At 70.0% G+C, this 23,079-nt stretch carries 17 protein-coding genes; 16 read left to right on the forward strand and 1 reads right to left on the reverse strand.

Translation table 11 applies throughout. From position 1 onward, the window contains the following. The first annotated feature begins 280 nt into the window (after nt 1-280). From LXT13_RS05475 to LXT13_RS05515, 9 genes are all read left to right on the forward strand, one after another. Nucleotides 281-1,870: an MFS transporter gene (locus LXT13_RS05475; protein ID WP_233370629.1), complete on the forward strand. Its 1,590-nt coding sequence runs from the start codon at nt 281-283 to the stop codon at nt 1,868-1,870. Between the two features lie 22 nt (nt 1,871-1,892). After that, nucleotides 1,893-2,978: an HlyD family secretion protein gene (locus tag LXT13_RS05480; RefSeq protein WP_233370630.1), complete on the forward strand. Its 1,086-nt coding sequence runs from the start codon at nt 1,893-1,895 to the stop codon at nt 2,976-2,978. Further along, on the forward strand, nt 2,975-4,372 hold the full coding sequence (locus LXT13_RS05485) for an efflux transporter outer membrane subunit (RefSeq protein ID WP_233370631.1): 1,398 nt from the start codon (nt 2,975-2,977) through the stop codon (nt 4,370-4,372). Before LXT13_RS05480 ends, LXT13_RS05485 begins: the two co-directional genes overlap by 4 nt. Next, nucleotides 4,369-5,091, forward strand: a complete 723-nt coding sequence (locus LXT13_RS05490) for an MgtC/SapB family protein (protein ID WP_233370633.1) — start codon at nt 4,369-4,371, stop codon at nt 5,089-5,091. The genes LXT13_RS05485 and LXT13_RS05490 overlap by 4 nt, the downstream gene beginning before the upstream one ends. Nucleotides 5,092-5,213: 122 nt before the next feature. Next, nucleotides 5,214-6,788, forward strand: a complete 1,575-nt coding sequence (locus LXT13_RS05495) for a cbb3-type cytochrome c oxidase subunit I (RefSeq protein ID WP_233370635.1) — start codon at nt 5,214-5,216, stop codon at nt 6,786-6,788. A gap of 10 nt (nt 6,789-6,798) precedes the next feature. Then, nucleotides 6,799-7,401, forward strand: a complete 603-nt coding sequence (locus LXT13_RS05500; RefSeq protein ID WP_233370636.1) for a cbb3-type cytochrome c oxidase subunit II — start codon at nt 6,799-6,801, stop codon at nt 7,399-7,401. A 15-nt stretch (nt 7,402-7,416) separates the two neighbouring features. Continuing rightward, nucleotides 7,417-8,013: a c-type cytochrome gene (locus LXT13_RS05505; RefSeq protein WP_233370638.1), complete on the forward strand. Its 597-nt coding sequence runs from the start codon at nt 7,417-7,419 to the stop codon at nt 8,011-8,013. 17 nt (nt 8,014-8,030) lie between these two features. Further along, a complete protein-coding gene (locus LXT13_RS05510) occupies nt 8,031-8,669 on the forward strand; it encodes an SCO family protein (protein WP_233370639.1) in 639 nt (212 codons plus the stop codon). Continuing rightward, a complete protein-coding gene (locus LXT13_RS05515) occupies nt 8,666-9,217 on the forward strand; it encodes a hypothetical protein (RefSeq protein ID WP_233370641.1) in 552 nt (183 codons plus the stop codon). The genes LXT13_RS05510 and LXT13_RS05515 overlap by 4 nt, the downstream gene beginning before the upstream one ends. Here the strand turns inward: LXT13_RS05515 and LXT13_RS05520 are convergent. Continuing rightward, nucleotides 9,214-10,272: a glucokinase gene (locus LXT13_RS05520; protein ID WP_233370643.1), complete on the reverse strand. Its 1,059-nt coding sequence runs from the start codon at nt 10,270-10,272 to the stop codon at nt 9,214-9,216. The genes LXT13_RS05515 and LXT13_RS05520 overlap by 4 nt on opposite strands. Nucleotides 10,273-10,566: 294 nt before the next feature. Between LXT13_RS05520 and LXT13_RS05525 the strand changes: the two genes are divergently transcribed. From LXT13_RS05525 to LXT13_RS05555, 7 genes are read left to right on the forward strand one after another with little or no spacing between them, the layout of a single operon-like run. Further along, a complete protein-coding gene (locus tag LXT13_RS05525) occupies nt 10,567-11,853 on the forward strand; it encodes a sugar MFS transporter (protein ID WP_233370644.1) in 1,287 nt (428 codons plus the stop codon). Next, nucleotides 11,850-12,968 (forward strand): LacI family DNA-binding transcriptional regulator, encoded by a 1,119-nt coding sequence (locus LXT13_RS05530; protein ID WP_233370646.1) that lies wholly within the window; start codon nt 11,850-11,852, stop codon nt 12,966-12,968. The genes LXT13_RS05525 and LXT13_RS05530 overlap by 4 nt, the downstream gene beginning before the upstream one ends. 8 nt (nt 12,969-12,976) lie before the next feature. Then, complete coding sequence (locus LXT13_RS05535) at nt 12,977-15,169, forward strand: glycoside hydrolase family 2 protein (protein ID WP_233370648.1); 2,193 nt, start codon at nt 12,977-12,979, stop codon at nt 15,167-15,169. A gap of 35 nt (nt 15,170-15,204) precedes the next feature. After that, nucleotides 15,205-16,866: an alpha-L-fucosidase gene (locus LXT13_RS05540; protein ID WP_233370650.1), complete on the forward strand. Its 1,662-nt coding sequence runs from the start codon at nt 15,205-15,207 to the stop codon at nt 16,864-16,866. 47 nt (nt 16,867-16,913) lie between these two features. After that, the gene (locus LXT13_RS05545; RefSeq protein WP_233370651.1) at nt 16,914-17,993 is read left to right on the forward strand and encodes a glycosyl hydrolase family 18 protein; all 1,080 of its coding nucleotides are present in this window, start codon (nt 16,914-16,916) and stop codon (nt 17,991-17,993) included. Between the two features lie 12 nt (nt 17,994-18,005). Continuing rightward, complete coding sequence (locus LXT13_RS05550; RefSeq protein WP_233370652.1) at nt 18,006-20,372, forward strand: beta-N-acetylhexosaminidase; 2,367 nt, start codon at nt 18,006-18,008, stop codon at nt 20,370-20,372. A gap of 13 nt (nt 20,373-20,385) precedes the next feature. Continuing rightward, nucleotides 20,386-23,061, forward strand: coding sequence for a beta-mannosidase (locus tag LXT13_RS05555; RefSeq protein ID WP_233370654.1), 2,676 nt, complete (start codon nt 20,386-20,388; stop codon nt 23,059-23,061). Nucleotides 23,062-23,079: the final 18 nt, after the last annotated feature.

Consider the following 23,079-nt stretch of genomic DNA (forward strand, 5'->3'; position numbering starts at 1 on the left):
TGGGTTGTCCGGCCTCGGATGCACCGCTTGGGTGCCGATCGACAGTGCCGTTTGCGCACCAACATGGGAGCGCTATCAATTTTGTCCGAAACGATGCGCAAGGTGTCCGACTCTGCCCTGGCCTTGGCGGGCAGGGCAAGGACAAACTCAGCAAGTAGGTTACACGCAGCATGTGATGCCGCGAACGGGCATCCGGTGAATGGCGACGGCAGGTTGCCCCCTAGTTTTTGGTGAGGCGACACATCTCCCCTCTGTGCTTGCGCCGTGCATTTCAAGTGTTATGAACGAGTCCTCCAGTTCCGCCCGACCCCACCTGCCGCTGGCCCGCGCCGCGGCGGGCGTGCTGCTGGGCCTGACGCAGGGCTTCGGGCTCTATCTCGTCAGCAACAATCTCAGCGGCATCCAGGGCTCGCTGGGCGCCACGGCGGCCGAGGCGAGCTGGCTGTCGACGGCCTATTTCGCGTCGGCACTGTGGGCCACACTGCTGGTCACGAAGGTGCGGCTGCACTTCGGTCTGCGTGTGTTCGCGATGGCGAGCCTGTGGCTCTTCCTGGTTGTCTGTGCGCTGCATCTGGCCGCCGACTCGCTGGGTTCGGCGCTGGCCGTGCGCGCCGCGCTGGGGCTGGCTGCCGCGCCGCTGAGCACGCTGGCCATCTACTACCTGATGGAGGCGCTGCCGCAGCGGCTCGCGCCGGTGGCGCTGCTGCTGGGCTTCGCCTGCCTGCAGGTGCCGGGGCCGCTGAGCCGCGTCATCTCGCCCGAGCTGCTGGAGCTCGGGCGCTGGCACGGCCTCTTCGTGCTGGACGTCGCCCTGGCGCTGCTGAGCCTGGCGGCCATCCACGCCGTGCCGTTGACGCCGCAGCCGCGTCAGCCGGCCTTCAACCGGGGCGACCTGCTCGCGTTTCCGCTGTATGCGGTGGGCCTCGGCCTGCTGTGCGTGGTGATCTCGCAAGGGCGCCTCGCCTGGTGGACCGATGCCCCCTGGCTGGGCCAGTGCCTGGCAGCGTCCATCGTCTTCATGAGCCTGTACGCGCTGGTGGACCTCAACCGCGTCAATCCGCTGGTGGACCTGCGCTGGCTGGCCAGCCCGTACATGGTCCGCTTCATCATCGCGGTGCTGCTGTTCCGCGTCGTGCTGTCCGAGCAGACGGTCGGTGTCGTCGGGCTGATGACGGTGCTGGGCCAGTCCAACGAGCAGATGCGCGGCCTGTTCGGCTTCGTCAGCGTCGGGCTGCTGGCCGGCTTCCTACTGGCCATCGTCATCGCCGCCAAGCGGGGCGCGTCGCCGCTGGCCGTGCTGGCCGGCCTGATGGTGCTGGCGGCGGCGCTGATGGACAGCGACGCCACCGCCGTAAGCCGGCCCGAGCAGTTCTATGCCAGCCAGACGCTGCTGGCCGTCGGACTCGGACTGTTCTTCTCCGCGTCGCTGCTGATGGGCTTCGGCCCGGTGCTGCAGGAGGGCTCGCGCCACCTCGTGACCTTCCTGGCCGCCTTCAGCGGGGCGCAGGTGCTGGGTAGCCTGCTGGGGTCGGCCTGGGTCGCCACCGCCGTGGCAGAGCGCCAGACCTGGCACTACGCCGCGCTGGCGCAGCACCTGCCCATCGGCGACCCGCAAGTGGCACTGCGCATCGCGCAGCTCGGCGGCTCGGTCGCCCGCGTCGTGGGCGACCCGGCCGCCCGGGCCCTGCAAGGCCTGTCACTGTTGCAGCAGCAGGTCACTCGCGAGTCCTTTGTGCTGGCCTACAACGACGTGTTCCTGAGCACGGCAGTGCTCGCCGCGGCCATGGCGCTGTGGCTGGCGGTGCTGGCCTGGCGTGGCCGCCGTGCCGCGGCGCCGGCCGCAGTGGCGCCGGCCGCCGCCTCCTCCTGATTCCTCCAGAAGTCCCGCCGTCATGTCCAAGTTCCTCTCCCTCACCAACGCGCTGGTCATCGTGGCCGCGGTCACCGGCATCGGGCTGGTGCTCTATGCCTGGCGGCTGCCGCCGTATCTGAGCGACATCGAATCCACGGAGAACGCTTACGTGCGCGGAAGCGTGACCATCCTCGCCCCCAAGGTGGACGGCTACGTGGCCGAGGTCCTCGTGCAGGACTTCGCCGCGGTGGACGCCGGCCAGGTGCTCGTCCGCCTGGACGACCGCAACTACCGCCAGCGCATGGCCCAAGCCCAGGCCACGCTCGCCGCGCAGCGCGCGAACCTGGCCAACGTCGTGCAGACGCGCCAGGTGCGCCAGGCCGGCGTCGCCAATGCCGAGGCGCAGCTGGCGGCCGCACAGGCGCAGCAGTTCAACGCCGTCGCGCAGCTGGCGCGCACGCGGGCCGACTACCGCCGCTCGCAGTCGCTGGTGGGTGATGGGTCCGTGTCGCAGCGCGAGCATGAGCAGGTCGAGAGCGCACTGCGCCAGGCCGAGGCCGCCCAGCGTCAGGCCGATGCGCAGGCCCAGCAGGCGCGCGCATCCATCTCGGCCGCGCAACAAGAGCTGCGCGCGGTGGACGTGAACCGCCAGGCCATCGAGGCGGCCATCGAAGGTGCGCAGGCTGCCGTGCACCTGGCGGAGATCGACCTGGAGAACACCCGCATCCGCGCGCCACGCGCCGGCCAGGCCGGCGAGATCGGCGTGAAGCTGGGTCAGTACGTCACGCCGGGCACCCAGCTGCTGGCGTTGGTGCCGGCGCAGGTGTGGGTAGTGGCCAACTTCAAGGAGGCGCAGACCTCGCACATGGCACCGGGCCAGGCCGCGCGCTTCCAGGTGGACGGCCTGGGCCACGCGTGGCTGAAGGGGCACGTGGAGCGGCTGGCGCCTGCCATGGGGTCGGAGTTCAGCGTCATCCGCGCCGACAACGCCACCGGCAACTTCACGAAGGTGCCGCAGCGCCTGCCGGTGCGCATCGCCGTGGACGCCAGCGACCCGCTGGCCGCGCGCCTGCGGCCCGGCATGTCCGTCGTCGCCGAGGTCGATACCGGCTCGCCCCACCCATGAAGCCGCACAGCCTTTCCCCCGTGACATGGCGCCTGCTGGCGCTGCCGGCCGCGCTGGTGCTGGCCGCCTGTGCGCAGCCACCCGTGGCGTCCGTGCCGCCGCCGGCCACGCCCGCGCAGTGGCGCAATGCCGCCGGCAGCGAAGCGCTGCGCACCGACTGGTGGCAGGGCTTTGGCGATGCCACGCTGACGCGGCTCATCGGCGAGGCGCTGGCCCACAACCAGGACCTGCGCCAGGCCGCCGCCCGCGTCGCCGAGGCCCGCGCGATGGCCGCCGCCCAGCATGCGGCCTTCTGGCCCACCCTCGACGCCGGGGCGGGCGCCACGCGCTCGCGCAGTGTCAGCGACGTCACGTTGAAGCCCTACCTGTCGACGGGCCACCAGGAGCTGTTCCAGGCTGCCTACGAGGTGGACCTGTGGGGCCGCATCGACGCGTTGGCCCGTGCCGCCGACAACGGCGAGGAGGCCAGCCGCGCGGCGCGCGACGCCGTGGCGCTGAGCGTCGCGGCGACGGTGGCTCAGACCTATATCGGCCTGCTGGAGCTGGACGCGCAGCTGGACCTGGCGAAGCACACGCTGGCCTCGCGCGAGCGTTCGCTCACCCTCGTGCGCCAGCGGCGCGATGCCGGCTATGCCAGTGCGCTGGAGCTGGCCCAGGCCGAGGCCGACCGCCACGCCGGCGCCCAGGCGCTGCCGCAGCTGGCCCGTGCGCTGGAGCGCCAGGAGGCGCAGCTCAACCTGCTGCTGGGCCGCGCGTCCGGCCCGGTGGAGCGCGGCGGCGGCCTGGCCGCGCTGCAGCCTTGCGCTGTGCCAGACGCGGGCCTGCCGTCCGAGCTGCTGCGCCGCCGGCCCGACCTGCGGGCCGCCGAGCTGCAAGTGGTGGCCAGCGACGCGCAGCTGGCCGCGGCCCGCGCGCAGTGGCTGCCGGCCCTGCGGCTGAACGCCAGCCTGGGCCATGTCGGCGCGAGCGTGCTGCATGGTGATCCGTTCACGATCTGGAGCCTGGGCGGCAGCGTGCTGGCGCCCATCTTCAACGGCGGCCGGCTGCAGGCGCTGGCCGACGCCAGCGCGGCACGCCGCGACCAAGCCCTGGCGGGTTACGAGCGCACCGTGCTGGGCGCCTGGGCCGAGGTGGAGACGCAGCTCAACGGCCAAGAGCAGCAGCAGGCGCAACTGCGCGACGCGCTCGCGCAGCGCCAGGCCGTGGCCGACGCGTTGCGCATCGCGACGCGGCGCTTCCGTGAAGGCTATGCGTCCCGCCAGGATGAGCTGGTGGCGGAGCGCAACCTGCTCGCCGCGGAGCAGGGGGTGCTGAGCCTGCAGTCGGCGCTGCTGCAGACGCAGGTCGGGCTGTTCCGCGCACTGGGCGGCGGCTGGACCGGGGCCTCCCCATGACGCTGCACGCCGCCTGGCTGGCGACCAGCCTCGACATCATCGGCAACATGGGCCTCGCCATGCTGCTGGGCTGGGTGGTCGGCTACGAGCGCTTCTACAGCGGCCGCGCCGCGGGCAGCCAGGTGTATTGCCTGGTGAGTGCCACGTCGGCGGCCGTGACGCTGCTGGCCGGCTATCCGGCGCTGTGGTACGGCGGCCAACGGGCCGATACGAGCGGCGGCGACCCCACGCGCGTCATCGGCGCCATCCTGACCGGCATCGGGTTCCTCGGCGCCGGGCTCATCGTGCAGAACGGGCTGAACGTGCGCGGGCTGACGACAGCGGCGTCGCTGTGGGGCGTCGCCGCACTGGGCATCCTCGTCGGCGTGGGGCTGTACCTGCCGGCGCTGGGCCTGACGGCGCTGTTCGTCATCGCCGTCGAGGTGCTGCCGCGCGTGGAGAGCCGGCTGCCGGCAAGCGCGGCCTTCACCTGCACGCTGAAGTTCCGCGAAGGCCACCGGCCCAGGACGGAAGCCGTCCTCGCATTTCTGGCCACACACGGGCTGCGCATGCCGACCGAGACGATGACGCTGTGCTTCCGGGAGCAGCGCTTCGAGATGGAAGGCCAGATCTTCGCGGACCGCGCCGGACGCTCGGCGTCGATGAGCGACATCGCGCTGGAGCTGTCGACGCTGGCGGACGTCGACTCCTTCGCGCTGACGAGGTCCAGCCGTGCCTGAGCTGGCCATGGCCGCCATGCTGGCTGGCCCCCTGTATTCCGACGCCCTTGGGCTCCGGCCGCCGATCGTGTGCGCTGCGCTGACGGCGTGGCGCCCTAACTGAATTCCTTAGGAGCATTCCCATGAGTACGGTGGGCATCTTGCTATCGGCCTTTGTGCTGTCGGTGACAGCGCTAACAGTCTTCATCTGGACGCAGCGGCGCGGCCTGTTCGAGCGCAGCGCCAGCGGCGCCGAGGTCATCTTCGCGCCGGGTGAGATCGGTCGCGCCGAAGACCCCGCCTCCGGGGTTGTTCCCACCGCCGACAACGAAGAGCTGTTGCTGCGCGCCCGGGCTGACGCGTCGACGGCGCCGCTGGTGTTCTTCTTCTTCTGTTGCGCGTTCGCGTGGTTGCTGGTCGCGTCCGCCGCGGGGCTGACTGCCTCCATCAAGCTGCACGAGCCCGACTGGCTGACGGGACAGCCCTGGCTGACCTTCGGCCGCATCCGCACGATCCACCTCAATGCCGTGGCCTACGGCTGGGCGCCGATGGCGGGGCTGGGCATCGCGCTGTTCATCATCCCGCGGCTGTTGAAGACCGAGCTCGTCGGCGCGCGCTACGCCTTCCTTGGCGCGGCGCTGTGGAATGCGGCGCTGATCGCCGGACTGGGTGCCATCGCGGCGGGCTTCAGCGACGGGCTGGAGTGGCTGGAGATCCCGTGGCAGATCGACATCCTGTTCGTCATCGGCGGTGCGCTGGTGGGCCTGCCGCTGGCGCTGACGCTGCTGCAGCGCCGCGTGGACCATCTCTACGTGTCGGTCTGGTACATGGGCTGCGCGCTGTTCTGGTTCCCGGTGCTGTTCCTCATCGGGAACATGCCGGGCCTGCACCACGGCGTGCAGCAGGCGGCCATGAACTGGTGGTTCGGGCATAACGTGCTGGGCCTGTTCTACACGCCGCTGGCGCTGGCCTCGGTCTACTACTTCCTGCCCAAGATCGTCGGCCGGCCGGTGCAGAGCTACAACCTGTCTCTGCTGGGCTTCTGGGGACTTGCCTTCTTCTACGGCCAGGTCGGAGGCCACCACCTGATCGGCGGGCCGGTGCCGGGCTGGCTCATCACGCTATCCATCGTGCAGAGCGTCATGATGGTCGTGCCGGTCGCCGCATTCACCGTCAACCAGTACCAGACGCTGAAGGGCCACCTGGGCACGATCATCACGTCGCCCACGCTGCGCTTCATCGGCCTGGGCGGCCTGATGTACACGGCCAGCTCCGTACAGGGCAGCGTCGAGGCGCTGCGCAGCGTCAACGCGGTCACGCACTTCACGCACTTCACGGTGGCGCATGCGCATCTGGGGCTCTACGGCTTCGTGACGATGGTGTTCTTCGGCGCCATCTACTTCATCACGCCGCGCATCACCGGGCGCGAGTGGCCGTCGCAGGCGCTGATCGCCGCGCACTTCTGGCTGGCCACGGTGGGCATCGCCGTGTACTTCGTGTCGCTGACGATCGGCGGCTGGCTGCAGGGCCTGGCGATGCTGGACGAGACGCGGCCGTTCATCGAGTCCGTGACGTTGATGGCGCCCTACCTGAAGGCCCGCTCTGTGGGCGGCGCGCTGATGGGGCTGGGGCATGTCGTGTTCGTGCTGCACTTCGTGCTGCTGCTGGCCGGCCGCTCGGAAGGCCGCACCCGCCCCACGCTGCTGGCCACGCGCTGAGGAGATCGTTATGGATGAAGAAACCCGATTGATCGGCGGTGGCATGGTGATGCTGAGCCTGGCGACGAGCGCACTCGTCGTCGTGCCCTACATGACCGTGCGCGACGTGAAGGCGCCCGAGGCGCTGAAGCCCTACACCGAAGCGCAGCTGCGCGGGCGTGAGGTCTACATCGCCAACGGCTGCGTCTACTGCCATTCGCAGCAGCCACGCGCCAAGAGCCTGGGGCCCGACACCGCCCGCGGCTGGGGTCGCGCCAGCGTCGCGGCCGATTACGCCTACGACACGCCGCACCTGCTCGGCACGATGCGCACAGGCCCCGACCTGTTCAACGTCGGCGCGCGCCAGCCCAGTGAACAATGGCACCTCGGTCACCTGTACCAGCCGCGCGCCTACGTGGAGGGCAGCGTGATGCCCAGCTACCGCTTCCTGTTCGAAACCAAGGACAAGCTGGATCGCGGCGACGTGCAGGTGCAGCTGCCGCCGGGCTATGCGCCACCCGGCAAGCTCGTGGCGGCCAGCCGCGACGCGCTGGACCTGGTGGCCTATCTGCAGGCGTTGAACCACACCTACCCGGTGGTGAACCTGCCCGAGCCCTTGACCGACAAGCGCTGATCCCAGGAGCCCGACATGACACCTGATCCGCAGATCACGCCGCAGCAGCAGCGCGAGAACCCCGACCCGCTGGAAGGCTCGAACCCCGTGCCCAACTTCGTGCGGGCGGGCATCGTGCTGGCGCTGCTGTTCGGCATTGCCTACATCACCACCGCTGACATCGAGACGCCTGCGGATTGGGGCGACGGCCGGCAAGCGGGCGAGCTGGCCGGCGTCAAGCCAAAGGGCGGCGCCAAGGTTGACGGCGCAGCGCTGTTCTCGTCGCTGTGCGCCGCCTGCCACCAAGCCACGGGACAAGGCCTGCCGGGCGTGTTCCCGCCGCTGGCCGGCAGCGAATGGGTGCAGGGCCGGGATAGCACCACGGCCGCCATCCTGCTGCACGGCATCTCGGGCCCACTGACCGTTAGGGGCAACACCTACAACGGGGCGATGCCAGCCTTTGGCGGCCAACTCAGCGACGAGCAGATCGCCGCAGTGCTGACGCATGTGCGCTCGCAGTGGGGCAACACGGCTGCACCCGTCACGCCGGAAACGGTGGCCGAGGCGCGGGCCGCGACTGCGCAGCGCACGGCGCCATTTGGCGGTGACAAGGAGTTGCCGCCGCACGATTGATCGTGCGCGGCCCCGCCATGGCGACGACGCGTCCGGGGCCGCAGCGCCTGGTCGGAACGGTGCTCGCCTGCGCGGCGGTGCTCACGCTGTTCGTGGCGACGGTGGAGCGGCTCACTGACGGCTTCGAGCACTGGACATTCGAGGCGCTGCGCCGCCAGCAGGCCGCCAGCGGCCAGCTGCGATGGCCGGCGATGGCCGTCATCGATGCGATGGGCCGGCCGCTGCAGTGGCCCGCCGGCGGGCCGGTGCGCATCGTGGACTTCATCTACACGAACTGCGAGTCTGTGTGCCAGTCGCTCGGCGCCGAGTTCTTCCAGGCGCAGCAACTGATCCGGCGCGAGGCGCCGGGCGTGCGGCTGATGTCGGTCTCCATCGACCCCGCACGGGACACGCCGCCGGCACTGGCGGGCTACGCCGCGCGCCACCGTGCACAGGCGCCGCTCTGGACGGTCGCTGCGCCGCGCAGTGTGGACGACGGCCTGCGGGTGCGCCGCGCGCTGGGAGTCATCGCCGTGCCCGACGGGCTGGGCGGCTTCGTGCACAACGGTGCGTTGCATGTCGTCGACCGGCAAGGCCACGTCGCCGGGATTTTTGATACTGCTGACTGGCCGTCCGCGGTGGCGCTGGCCGCGCGGTTGGACGCGGGGAGGCCATGAAGCGCTGGTGGCCCGGCCTGTTGTTGTCGCTGCTGCTGGCCTGGCCCGGCGTGCGTGACGGCCTGGAGAGCCGCATGAGCCTGCACATGGCGGCGGAGCTGCCGATGCTGCTGGCTGCCGGCGCATGGCTGGCCGGTGTCCTGCCTTGGCCGGGCCGGCTGCTTCAGTGGCTGGATGCCGGCGGCCTGCTTGCCGCGACGACGGCGTCCGCGGTCCTCGCGCTGTGGATGGTGCCCGCGGCGCTGGACCTGGCGCTGCTGCAGCCCGGCGTGGCGCTGCTGAAGTACGGCTCGTGGCTCGCGGCCGGTGGCATGCTGCGGCTGGCGCGGCCGCGGTTCACGCCGGTCGTCGCGGCGTTCTTCCTGGCCAATGCTGCGTGGATGACGGCCACGGCCGGCCTGCTCTACCTGGACGCCGAGCAACAGCTGTGCGTGAACTACCTCGTCAGCGACCAGCAGGTGGCCGGCTGGGCGCTGGTGGCCTGGGCGATCGCGATGGGGGCGGCGGCGCTGGCCGCGCTGCGGCCCGTCATCGCAGCCCGCGCTTAGGCGCGCGCCGCGCGGCCTTCCAACCAGCAGGCGGCGCCCAGCACGCCGAGGTCGCCGTGGCTGATGATGTGGACGGGCACCCGTTCAAGGAAGGGGCTCAGCACGCCCTTGTGCAGGAAGCGCTTGCGGAACTCGCTCTGCTGCAGGAAGGCTTCGATCTTCGGCAGGATGCCGCCCGCCAGCAGGATGCCGCCCTGTGCGCCGTACAGCGCCGCCAGGTCCGCTGCGAAGCTGCCGAGCAGCGCGCAAAAGGTGTTCAGCGCCTCCAGCGCGGCGTCGGAGCGCCGTTCCAGCGCGCTGGCCGTCACGTCGGCCGGCGTCTGCAGCGTGGGCGTCTCGCCGCGCAGCGTGGAGATCGCGCGGTAGAGGCGCAACAGGCCGGGGCCTGACAGCGCCGATTCGACGGGTACGTGCAGGTCGTCGCCAGCCAGCACGCGCAGGATGTCCAGCTCGCGCGGCGTGCTGGCCGCCAGCGCCACGTGGGCTGCCTCGGTCGGCAGCACCTGCGGCGCCGGGCTCCCGGGCAGGATGGCCGCGCAGCCGAGGCCCGTGCCGGGGCCCATGACGACGATAGGCCCGGCTGCCAGCCCGCCGGTGGCGCTCTGGGCCGTCATCAGAGGGCGCATCTCGGCCGGCTGCACATAGGGCACGGCATGCGCCAGGGCCTCGAAGTCGTTCATGACCGTCAGGTCGGCCATGCCCAGCTGGGCCTGCATCTGCGAGATGGAGACCACCGGCCACGGCAGGTTGCGGTTGACGACCTGGTCGCCCTGCACATAGCCGGGGCACGCTAGCACGCAGGCCGTGGGGGCGTTGTCTCGCCACGGCGTGGCGGCCAACCGGGCGACAAAGTCCACCAGGATGTCGCCGAGTCCGGGCCAGTCGGCGCAGACGTAGTCCTCGCGGTGCAGCAGCTCGACCGGACAGGCGCCACCCTGGTCCCGAACATTGCGCGCCAGGCCCACCCGGGCGTGCGTGCCGCCGACATCGGCGGCCAGGAAGTAGGAGCCCGGCTCTTCCGGGCGGCGTGCAGGTGAGGGGGGCGAGGACAGCATGGCCGCGGAGTTTCAGTGGCCAATGACAATGTTGTCAACATCGGCCAGCCTCCGTTGTCGCAGTCGTTGTATGACTGGGGTTTTCCCTTGAATGTTGGGTCGGCGGCACGCTCGCAAATCGCTGAGTTTGCTTTTTCTCATGGGGAAAAGCGGTCGATTGGCTCGAAATTGGCCCTGCACTGACCCGATTGACAACAGTGTCATGAAGATTGATAAACGAGTCTGTTCATGAGCAGAAGGTGCGTGCAGACCCCACCCGGCCCACGCCGCCGCTGCTCCTCTCGGAGTCATTGAATGCCCGCTGCTGGATCCCAAACGTCTTCCGCGACCCGTGCGCCCCTGGGGCCGGTGGCCATCATTGGCCTGCTGTTCTTCATCATGGGTTTCTTCACGTGGATCAACGGGCCGTTGATCGGGTTCGTGAAGCTGGCGTTCAACCTCGATGACGTGAACGCCTTCCTCGTGCCGATGGCGTTCTACCTGTCGTACTTCTTCCTGGCGCTGCCGTCGGCTGCCGTGTTCAAGCGCATCGGCATGAAGCGCGGCATGGCGCTGGGCCTGCTCGTCATCGCCGCCGGCGCGGTGGTGTTCGGCCAGTTCGTATCGATGCGCGTCTACCCCGGCGCGCTGACAGGCCTTTTCGTCATCGGCGCTGGCCTGTCGCTGCTGCAGACGGCGGCCAATCCTTACATCAGCATCGTCGGCCCGATCGAGAGCGCCGCGCAGCGCATCGCGTGGATGGGCATCTGCAACAAGGTGGCCGGCATCCTGGCGCCGCTACTGCTGGGCGCCGTGGTGCTGTCCGACGTGGGTGGCCTCGCGCAGAGCCTGCAGACGGCCGACGCCGCCACGCGCGAAGCACTGCTGGACGGCTTCGCGCACAAGGTGCACGCGCCCTACATGGTCATGGCCGGCGTGCTGGCGGTGCTGGCCGTGGGCATCCTGCGCTCGCCGCTGCCGGACATCCGCGCCTCCGACGTCAACCGCAGTGAGGGTGCCACCGAACGCAGCCTGACCTCGTTCCCGCACCTGTGGCTGGGCGTCGTGTGCCTGTTCGTCTACGTCGGCGCCGAAGTCATGGCGGGCGACGCTATCGGCACCTATGGCGCCGGCTTCAACCTGCCGGCCGACCAGACCAAGTTCTTCACGTCCTTCACGCTGGTGGCCATGCTGCTGGGCTACGTGGCCGGCCTCGTGCTGATCCCGAAGTTCATCTCGCAGCAGCGCTACCTGGCCATCTCCGCGTCGCTGGGCATCGTCTTCTCGCTGTGCGCCTATGCGACGCATGGCTACGTGTCGGTCGGCTTCGTGGCGGCGCTGGGTTTCGCCAACGCAATGATGTGGCCCGCCATCTTCCCGCTGGCCATCCGCGCCCTGGGCCCCGCGACCGAGCGTGGTTCGGCGCTGCTCATCATGGGCATCGCCGGTGGCGCGATCATTCCGCAGGCCTTCGCCGTGCTGAAGGAGCACCACCACTTCCAGCTGGTGTTCGCCGCGCTGATGGTGCCCTGCTACCTCTACATCCTGTTCTACGGCCTGGTCGGCCACCGAGTCGGCCTGGGCAAGGGGAAGGCCGAGTGACCGACAGGCGCAAGCTCCCGCCCGCAGCCGCGGCGCCGGATGCCGAGGAGGGCGCCGGCGTGACCCGCGTCACCCCGCCGCCGCGTGTGTCCATCCGGCACGTGGCCGAGACGGCCGGCGTGTCGCTGAAGACGGTGTCTCGCGTCATCAACGACGACCCCGCCGTGCGACCGGAGATGCGCGAGCGTGTGCGCCAGGCGATCGCCGCGCTGAACTACCAGTCCGACCCGCTCGCGCGCAGCCTGCGCAGCGCGCACTCGTTCGCGATCGGCCTGGTCTACAGCAACCCCAACGCGCAATACCTCGTGAGCCTGCAGAACGGCGTCCTGTCGGCCTGCCGCGAGCAGGGCTACGGCCTGCAGATCCATCCGTGCAGCACGCCGGCGCACGGCTCGGTGCAGGAGCTGCTGGCGCTGGTGCAGCGCTCTCGCCTGGCCGGCCTCGTGCTGGCTCCGCCGATGTCCGAGCAGCGCGACCTCATCGAGGCGCTGGCGGCGCATGGCGTCGTCGTCATCCGCATCGTGTCGGCCGGCGAGGACCCGCGCGACGTGCAGGACAGCGTGCGCGTGGACGACCGCCGTGCGGCGCACGCCATCACCGAGCACCTGATCCAGCTGGGCCACAGCCGCATTGCCTTCCTGTGGGGCGACAGCTATTACCAGTCCAGCGTGCAGCGCTACGCAGGCTATATGGACGCGATGCGCGACTACGGCGTCGACGTGGATGCCGGGCTCGTGCTGGAAGGCGAGTTCAACTTCAACTCGGGCTTCCGCCGCGCGCGCAAGCTGCTGGCGCTCACCGCGCCACCGACGGCCGTGTTCGGCAGCAACGACGAGATCGCCGCCGGCGTGCTGGCGGCGGCCCGCTCGGTCGGCTTCGACGTGCCGGGCGACCTGGCCATCGCCGGTTTCGAGGACAGCCCCTTCGCCCAGCTCAGCTGGCCGCCGCTGACGACCGCGCGGCAGGACACCGTCGAGATCGGCCGGCGCGCGGCGCTGCGCCTCATCGAGCGCGTGCGCCAGACGCAGTCCGGCAAAGCCGCCGAGCCCATCGCCGAAATCTTCACGCCCGAGCTGGTCGTGCGCGGCTCCACCGCGCCGCCGCGCCGCCGCTGAGCCTGGTCATGCGAGCCTTCTCTTTCATCGCCGCCGTTGGTCTGCTGCTGTCGCTGTGCAGCCTGCCCGCGTCGGCCGCCACGCGCATCGACCTGAACGACGGCTGGCAGTTCCGCACTGACCCGGCCGACGAGGGTGTGGCCGCCGGCTGGCCGCGCAGCCAGCCGCGCGACACGCGCAGCGTCAGCGTGCCGCACACGTGGAACGTCGGCGCCGATGCTGACTTCGAGGGCACGGGCTGGTACTTCCGCCGCCTGGACCTGCCTGCGTCGCTGGGCGATGACGCGCACGTGGAGCTGAACTTCGGCGCTGCGTTCTACCGCAGCCGCGTGTGGCTCAACGGCGTGGAGATCGGCCAGCACGAGGGCGGCCATACGGCGCATGCCTTCGACATCAGTCGCCAGCTGCGCCGCAACGGCCCCAACCTGCTGGCTGTCGCCATCGACAACCGGCCCAGCGCGCACAGCATTCCCGGCCATGCGATGAGGCTGGCCGGCAGCGGCAGCGTCTGGTACGACTGGTGGCATTACGGCGGCCTCGTGCGCGACGTCTGGCTGAGCGTCGGTGATGGCGCCGTCATCCGCCGCCAGACGCTGCGCGCCACGTTGACCGGGCCGCTGGCCGGCCGCCGCGTCGGCATTGAGCCGGCCCAGGTCAGCGCCCGGGTTGCCCTGGAGAACGCCAGCACCCGATCACGTCGTTTCAAGCTCGTCGTCACGGCTTATGCGCCGGACGGCAGCCCGGCGGCCAGCGCCCACGAGGCGCTGGCCCTGCCGGCCCAGGGCAAGGCCACGGCCGAGCTGCGCCTGGCGCTGGCCGAACCGCGGCTGTGGAACATCGGCGACGGTCAGCTCTACCGCGTCGTCAGCGAGCTGCAGGACGGCGACGGCAGAGTGCTGGACCTGCGCAGCGACACGCTGGGCCTGCGCCGCATCGAGCTGCGCGACCGCAAGCTGTGGGTCAACGACAGCCCCGTGCGCCTGACCGGCCTGACCCGTCACGAGGACTCGCCGTGGGAAGGCCTGGCCGAGACTCGCGGCACCGTCCTGCACGACTGGAACGACCTGCGCGCGCTGCACACCACGCTGACGCGGCCGGTGCATTACCCGCAACATCCTGCGGTGCTGGACTACGCCGACCGCCACGGCATCCTGCTGGTGCCCGAGATCCCGATGTGGCAGTTCAGCGAAGCGCAGATGAAGGACCCGCGCGTGCTGACCCTGGCGCAGCAGATGCTGGCAGAGATGATCGCCAGCGACGGCAACCACGCCAGCATCTTCGCGTGGAGCGTCTGCAACGAGAGCGATGCGCGGCTGCCTGGCGGCCTGGCCTATGTGCGGCGCATGAAGGCGCTGGTGCGCGAGCTGGACCCGCAGCGCTTCTTCACCTTCGCGGATTCCGACGTCAGCATCGCGCCGTGGCCCGACAGCGCCGCGCTGCATGAGGCCGACTTCATCATGGCCAATGCCTACTTCGGCAGCTGGAGCGGTGGCGCCGAGCAGGTCGAGCCGTGGCTGGACTTCATGCAGAAGACCTACCCCGACAAGGCGCTGGTCATCTCGGAGTACGGCTATGTCGGCCCCTTTGCGCCCGATGCGGCCGAGGCGGACCGTCAGCGCATCGCCAACCTGCGCCAGCAGCTGGACGCCTTCGCGCGGCGCGACTTCGTGGCCGGCGCGATCTTCTGGATCTACCAGGACTACAAGTCCCACCGCAACCTAGCCGTCGGTGAGACCGCCGGCCATGTGGACCATGGCGTCGTGGACGAGAACCGCCAGCGCAAGCCCTCGTACATGGCCTACCAGCAGCGCAACGCGCCGCTGGGCGCGCAGTTGGCCTGGACCTGGGCTGGCGACGGCCTGGCCGGTTTCGAGGCGCGCCTACAGGCCAATGCGCCGACGCAGCTGCCGTCCTACCCGCTGCTGGGTTACCGCGCCGAATGGCGCATGCTGGACCGCGACGGCCGGCTGCTGGGCCAGGGCACGCAGGAGCTGCCTGACCTGTCTTCGCCGTTCACGCTGCAGGGCCGCTGGCCCGTGCAGAAGGACCTGGTGGCCGCACGCCTGCGCCTGCGCGTGTTTGCGCCCGATGGCGCGCAGGCGCTGGAGACGCAGCTGGACCAAGCCGCCCTGCGCCTGGGCGCGGCGCCCTATCCCGCCGACGCGCCGGCCCAGCCGCCCGCCGCGAGTGCGCCGCACTGAACCTCCCTGAACGCCTTTCGCGAGACCTTCACCCCATGCCCGCATCGACTCTCCGCCGCTTCATGGCCCTGAGCGCCATCGGCGCCGCGCTGGCGTCGCCCGCCTGGGCGCAGGCCCAGCCGCCCGCCGACCCGACCGCGCCGACGGCCGCCACGCTGTCGCCCGCTGACATCGACCGCATCTGGCGCCAGTCGGTCGCCAAGTTTGACGGCGAACGCACCCGCGTGTTGCAGCGCGTGGACAGCGGCATCGCAACGGGCCCCTTCAGTGCCGACTGGACCTCGCTGCAGGCCTACAAGACGCCCGCCTGGTATGCCGACGCCAAGTTCGGCATCTTCGTGCACTGGGGCGTGTTCTCACTACCGGCCTTCGGCAACGAGTGGTACTCGCGGGACATGTACCAGCAAGGCAGCAAGCCCTACGAGCACCACATCGCCACCTTCGGCAAGCAGTCGACGTTCGGCTACAAGGACCTGATCGCCCGCTTCAAGGCCGAGCGCTTCGACCCGCAGGGCTGGGCCAAGCTGTTCGCGCAGGCGGGCGCCAAGTACGTAGTGCCGGTGGCCGAGCACCATGACGGCTTCGCGATGTACCGCTCGAAGCTGAGTGACTGGACGGCCGCCACGATGGGCCCGAAGCGCGACGTGCTGGGCGAGCTGGCCACGGCCATCCGTGCCGAGGGCATGCGCTTCGGCACCTCGTCGCACCGTGCCGAGCACAACTGGTTCTTCGACGGTGGCCGCCACATCGCATCCGACGTGAACGACCCGCGCTATGCCGCGCTGTACGGCCCCGCCCAGCTGCGCGTGTTGCACGGCAAGGACGACGGCGACCTGCCGCACGACTGGACGCCCGTGTCGCAGGCCTGGCTGGACGACTGGCTGGCCCGCACCGCCGAGCTGGTGGACGCCTACCACCCGGACCTGATGTATTTCGACTGGTGGATCGGCCACGCCAGCATGCGCGTCAACACGATGCCGCGCTTTGCTGCCTACTACTACAACCAGGGCGCCAAGCGCGGCGAGCCGACCGTCATCGACTTCAAGCTCAACGCCTTCCCGCAGGGCGCTGGCACCTACGACGTCGAGCGCGGCCAGATGATCGGCATCCAGCCGCAGACCTGGCAGACCGACACGTCGATCAGCAACGCGTCCTGGGGCTACATCGACGGCGACACCTACAAGCCCGCCACGCAGCTGCTGCACCAGCTTATCGATGTGGTGTCCAAGAATGGCAACCTGCTGCTGAACATCGGCCCGCGCGGTGACGGCAGCATCCCCGACGAGGCGCGCGACATCCTGCTGGAGATGGGTGCTTGGCTGAAGGTCAACGGCGAGGCCATCTATGGCAGTCGCCCGTGGACGCGCTTCGGCGAGGGCCCGACCGAGGTCGTCGGCGGCACCTTCCAGGACCGCAACGCCAAGCCCTACACGCCGGAGGATTTCCGCTTCACGACGAAGGGGGCGGTGCTCTACGCGATCGGCCTGGGCTGGCCGCAGGCGCAGGCCGACGGCCGCAGTGAGGTGCTGATCCGGTCGCTCGCGCCCAGCGCGCTGTCGGCGCCGGTCCAGCGCGTCACGCTGCTGGCCGACGGCAGCGCCATCCCCTTCACGCAGGACGCCGCCGGCCTGCACCTGCGGCTACCCAAGGACCCGGTCGGCCGCCACGCCTACGTCTTCAAGATCGAGGCGCGTTGAGCGCCGCGCATCTTTTTCCCCTGAATCTCCAACCCCGACACGCTCCCATGTCCCCTTACTCCTTCCTGCGGCCGCTGCGGCGGACCGCGCTGGTGCTGCTGACGCTCCTCGCGGGCTTTGCGCAGCAGGCCTTCGCCGCCCCTCGCGCGCTCTTCTACATGATGGAGACGCAGAAGTCGGTGAACGCTTTCGTCGCCCATGCCGACAAGGTCGACCTGCTGGTACCCACGTGGTACGGCGTCGATGCGGCCGGCCTCGTCAACGGTGCGCCCAACCCCTTCGTGCTGCAGCTCGCCAAGAACAAGGGCGTGCCGGTCATGCCCATCTTGTCGATGACGACCAACCGCGAGGGCTTCCACAAGCTCATGCACGACGAGCAGGCGCAGGCGCGCATGAATGCGTCGCTGCTGCGTGCGGCCAAGGAGAACGGCTACGTCGGCTACCAGTACGACTTCGAGAACATCGCCTGGACTGACCGCGACGCCTTCACGAAGATGGCCAAGGGCACGGCCGATGCGCTGCACAAGGTGGGCCTGAAGCTCAGCGTGGCCGTCGTGCCGAACGCGCCGGGCACCTCGGGCCGCGGCCCGTTCTCCAAGTGGATGTGGGAGTTCTGGCGCGGCGCCTATGACCTGGAAGCGCTGGGCAAGGTGACCGACCTGGTCTCGCTGATGACCTATGACCAGCACACCCGCTGGACCGCTCCCGGCCCGGTGGACGGCTACCGCTGGATGAAGGAGCACCTGGACTACGCGCTGAAGGTCGTGCCCAAGAACAAGCTGTCGCTGGGCATTGCGCTGTACGGCTACCGCTGGTCCACCGGCAACCCGGTGCGCGAGGACGGCAAGGAAGCGCCGAACATCGTCGGCGACTACATCGATGCCGACGAATCCATCCCGCTGGCCCAGATGTACAACGTGAAGATCCGCTGGGACGAGGACGACCGCACGTCGTACTACTGGTTCGAGCGCGACCAGATGCGCGAATGGGTGTTCATGCCCGATGCGCGCGGCTTCCGCGAGCGCTACGCGCTGGTCAAGGAATCGGGCATCGACGGCTTCAGCGCCTGGGTGATCGGCGCCGAAGACCCGGCCGTGTGGGACGAACTGCCGCTGTCGCGGCGCTGAGAGCCCGGCACCATGCACAAGCCCCTTTCGTCCACCGCCTCGCGGCTGCGTGCCGTGCTCGCGGCCGCCGCGCTGGTCTTCGGCACGGCGGCGCTAGCCGGGGCGCCCCCGTCGGCGCTGGTGCCTCCGTTGCCCTTCGTGCCGATGCCCGCCGAGGTCGTGCGCAGCGACGCCGGCCTGCGGCTGGCGCCGGGCGCCGTCATCGCGGTGCCCGCCGGTGACCGCGCCGCGCGTCGCGTGGCCGACACGCTGGCGACGATGGCGCTGCGCGACCGCGGCCTGCGGCTGCTTGTGCGCAGCGGTACGCGCGGCGACATCGTGCTGCGGCGCGATGCCGCCAGTCGCACGACGGACGGGGCCTATCAACTCGACGTGGCGCCCGGTGGCGTCACGCTGCAGGCCGGCAGCGATGCCGGTCTGTTCTATGCCGGCGTGAGCTTGTGGCAGCTGCTGACCGCGGACGGCGGCCAGGGCGCCGTCACGCTGCCGGGCCTGCACATCGCCGACCGCCCGCGTTTCGGCTGGCGCGGCCTGATGCTGGACGTCGTGCGGCACTTCGCGCCGGTGGACGAGGTCAAGGCGCTCATCGACCAGATGGCGCTGCACAAGCTCAACGTGCTGCACCTGCACCTGAGCGACGACCAGGGCTGGCGCCTGGAAATCAAGCGCTACCCGGAGCTGACCCGCATCGGCGCGTGGCGCACGCCGCCCGGCGGCGAGCCGGCCCGTTACGGCGGTTTCTACACGCAGGCCCAGCTACGCGAGCTGGTGGCCTACGCCGCGGCACGTCACATCACGCTGGTGCCCGAGCTGGACATGCCGGGCCATGCGCAGGCTGTCGTGGCCGCCTACCCGAAAGTGGGCGTCGACATCGGCGACGGCCCGGGTCGCAACCCGCGGCCCGCCGTGTCGGTGGACTGGGGCGTCAACCCCTACCTCTACAACGCCGACGAGGCAACGTTGCGCTTCGTCGAGAACGTCATGGACGAGGTCATGGCGGTGTTTCCGTCGACCTTTGTCCACGTTGGCGGCGACGAGGCCATCAAGGACCAATGGAAGGCCTCGCCCACGGTTCAGGCGCGCATGCGCGCACTGGGCGTGACGAGCGAGGAGGCGCTGCAGAGCTGGTTCATCGGCCGCATCGGTCGCTACCTGGAAAAGCACGGCCGGCGCCTGATCGGCTGGGACGAGATCCTCGAAGGTGGCCTGCCTGCCGGTGCGTCGGTGATGTCCTGGCGCGGCACCGAGGGCGCCGTCGCCGCAGCCAACCAGGGCCACGACGTGGTGCTGGCACCCGCCGGCTCGCTCTACTTGGACAACCTGCAGAGCGCGCGCGGCGACGAGCCCGAGGGGCGCCTGGCGCAGCTGCCCATCGAGAAGGTCTATACCTTCGACCCGATGCCGGCAGGCCTGGACGCCGAGCGCGCGCGCCACGTGCTGGGCCTGGAGGCGGCGCTGTGGACCGAGTACATGCCATCGCGTCGACAACGCGAGCATGCGATCTTCCCGCGCATCGCTGCGCTGGCCGAGGTGGCGTGGTCGCCGGCCTCGGCGCGTGACTGGTCCGGCTTCCTGCCGCGCCTGGCGCTGCAGCGGGCCCGCTATCTGCGCCAGGGCGTGAACGCCGCCGACAGCGCCTTTGCCGTGCAGTTCGACGTCGACGGCGGAGAGGCCGCGATGCTGGCCGCCGGCCAGGCGCCGGTGCGCCTGTCCAACCAGGTCGGCCATGGCGAGATTCGCTATACGCTGGATGGCAGCGAACCTACGCCGATGGCGCCGAGCCTCGTCGCCCGGCCGGGCGAGCCCGTCGTTGTGGCGCTGCCGGCCCGGCTGCGCGCCACAGCCTTCGATGCTGCCGGCCAGGCGCTCGCCGCCGTGCGCGAGCGCCGCTTCGACGTGCCCGCGCTGCTGGCCCGCAGCAGCAACGAGCTGCGCGCCTGCCCCAACGGCGAGATGGGCCTGCGCGTGCCGCTGCGTCCGGACGCAACGGACTGGGCGCCGGTGTTCAACGTGAACCTCATGGACGCCTGCTGGATCTACCCGCAGGCCCGGCTGGACGGCGTGCGCGCCGTCAGCGTGGATGCCGGCCGCCTGGCGCGCAACTACGGCCTCGCGCACGACGCGGTCAAGGTCATCCAGCATCCCGCCAGCACGCCCGAAGGCGAGCTGGAAGTGCGGCAGGACGACTGCGCCGGCCCGCTGCTGGCCCGGCTGCCGCTGCCGCCCGGCACCGCGCTGGAGACGCTGACGCTGACCGCAGCACTGCCGCCCGTGGCGGGCACCCATGACCTGTGCCTGCGCTTCACCGCGCCCATCAGTGGCCCGCTGTATGCCATCGACACCGCACGGCTCCTGCTGACCGTGCCCAGCACCCGCTAGCCCCGAGAGCGCCATGTCCTTCACTCCCTTCCTTGTCCGCTGCGTCCAGGCCTGCCGGTCCGGCGCGATGGTGGCCCTGCTGGCCTGCTCCGCGCCGTGGGCCCAGGCGCAGGTGCACACGCAGGCGCTGGACGCCGGCTGGCAGTTCCGCCTGGCCGACGAGTCCGCCGCGAAGGCCCATCCCGACGTGGTGGACTGGCGTCCGGCGACCGTGCCTGGCTCGGTGCAGACCGACCTGATGGACGCCAAGCTCATCCCTGACCCCTTCGCCGCCGACAACGAAGGCCGGCTGCAGTGGATCGGGCTGTCGGACTGGGAGTACCGACTGGACTTTCGGCTCGACGGCGGCACGCTGCAGCGCAAGCATGTGGAGCTGGTGTTCGACGGGCTGGACACGTTTGCGCAGGTCACGCTGAACGGCCAGCCGCTGGCATCGACCGACAACATGTTCCGACGCTGGCGCCTGCCGGCGAAGGAACTGCTGAAGGCGGGCAACAACACGCTGGTCGTGCGCCTGCAGTCGCCCATCAAGCGCATGCAGCCCTGGCTGCAGAAGCAGCCCTACGCGCTGCCCGGCGCCTACGACTCGCAGTTCGGCGACGAGCCCAAGGGCGTGAACTCCGCGACCTATGTGCGCAAGGCGCAGTACCACTACGGCTGGGACTGGGGCCCGCGCTTTGTCACGCTGGGCATCTGGAAGCCGGTGCGCATCGAGAGCTGGAACACCGCGCGCGTGGAGGACTTCCATGTGCGCCAGCTGCGTGTGGACGCCAACGTCGCCGTGCTCGCCGCCGAGCTGGAGGTCGATGCGACGCGCACCGGCCCCGCGAAGCTGCAGGTGGACGTCGCCCCGCCGCAGGGCCAGCCGTTCACGCTGATGCAGGACGTCGTGCTGGAGCCGGGCCGCAACCAGTTCAGCCTGCCCATCCGCATTGAGCGGCCCAGGCGCTGGTACCCCGCCGGTTACGGCGCCCAGCCGATGTACACGGTGCGCGCCACGCTGACGCAGGAGAGCGAGGAGCTGGCCCGCGCCGAGCGCCGCACCGGCCTGCGCACCGTGGAGCTGCGCCGCGAGAAGGACGCCTGGGGCCGCAGCTTCGCTTTCGTCATCAACGGCATCCCGGTGTTCGCCAAAGGCGCGAACATGATCCCGCTGGACAGCTTTCCGAGCCGCGTCACGCGCGCCCGCCAGCGCGCCATGCTGGAGACGGCCCGCCGCGCCAACATGAACATGCTGCGCCTGTGGGGCGGCGCCTACTACGAGAGCGATGCGTTCTACGAAGAGGCCGATGCGCTGGGTATCCTCATCTGGCAGGACTTCATGTTCGGCGGCGCCATCCTGCCGGCCGACACCGTGTTCCAGGAGAACGTGCGCCAGGAGGCCGTCGAGCAGGTGCGCCGGCTGCGCCACCACCCGAGCATCGTGCTTTGGTGCGGCAACAACGAGGTGCAGGCCGACTGGGAGAGCTGGGATGGCACGCTGGCGTTCAAGAACCGTCTGTCGCCCGACGAGCGTGAGCGGCTGTGGAGCGCCAACCTCAAGCTGTTCGGCGACGTGCTGCGCGGCGTCGTGCAGCGCTACGCGCCCGACGTGCCGTACTGGGCCACGTCGCCCGGCGTGGACCTGGAGGGCCCGTCCAGCCAGATGGACGATGGCGATGTGCACTTCTGGCGCGTGTGGGGCGGCTCCGCGCCGGCCGAGACCTTCCTGAACACGACGCCGCGCTTCATGTCCGAGTACGGCCTGCAGTCCTACCCGGAAATGCGCACCATCGCCGCGTACGCCAAGCCCGAGGATCTGCGGCTGGACTCGCCGGTCATCCGCGCACACCAGAAGTTCGGTGTCGCCGTCGGCCCGGATGTCGGCAACGACCGCGTGCTGTTCTACATCCGCAAGAACTACGGCGAGCCTAAGGACTTCGCGTCCTTCGTCTACCTCAGCCAGGTCATGCAGGCCGAGGGCATCGAGCTGGCCGCACTGCACCTGCGCAGCCAGCGCCCGCGGTCCATGGGGTCGCTGTACTGGCAGCTCAACGACGTGTGGCCGGGGGCGTCGTGGTCCAGCGTGGACTACTTCGGTCGCTGGAAGGCGCTGCAGTTCCACGCCCGTCGTTTCTATGCTGACCTGACCGTCGCCGCGCTGCGCCGTGAAAGTAATACCAATTTTTCGGTGGTATCTGACAAAGTCGATAAATTGAACGGTGAAGTGCAGCTGCGCGTGATGGATTTCGACGGGCGCGTGCTGCGCGCCGAGCGCGCGGCCGTGGCCGTTAAGCCGCTGGGTGTCACGACGGTCTGGGAGCGCTCGGACGAGATGCTGCTGCAAGGCGCCGATCCACGTCGTACGGTGGCCGAATTCGAGCTGCTCGTCGCCGGCAAAAGTGTTGCGAGGCAGCGTGTCTACTTCGCACCAGCACGCTCGCTGCAGCTGGCCGATCCGGGCTTTCTGACCGACATCTCGGCCGACCCGTCAGGCGGTGCCAATGCCTTCAAACTGTCGATCAAATCGAGGTTCCTGGCCCGTGCGACGTGGATCGACTTCGGGGACATCGACGTCGAACTCCAGGACAACTCGCTCGACATCAGTCCGGGTGAGGAGGTCGTCATCCCGTTGCGTTCTAGCGCCTCGCTGCAGGTGCTGCGCGAGCGACTGAACCTGCGCTCGCTGGCGGGGGCCACGTTGCATTGACGGCGTCGTAGGGCGACA

It is taken from the genome of Pelomonas cellulosilytica, assembly GCF_021353265.1.
In the GTDB taxonomy this organism is placed as follows: domain Bacteria; phylum Pseudomonadota; class Gammaproteobacteria; order Burkholderiales; family Burkholderiaceae_C; genus Pelomonas; species Pelomonas cellulosilytica.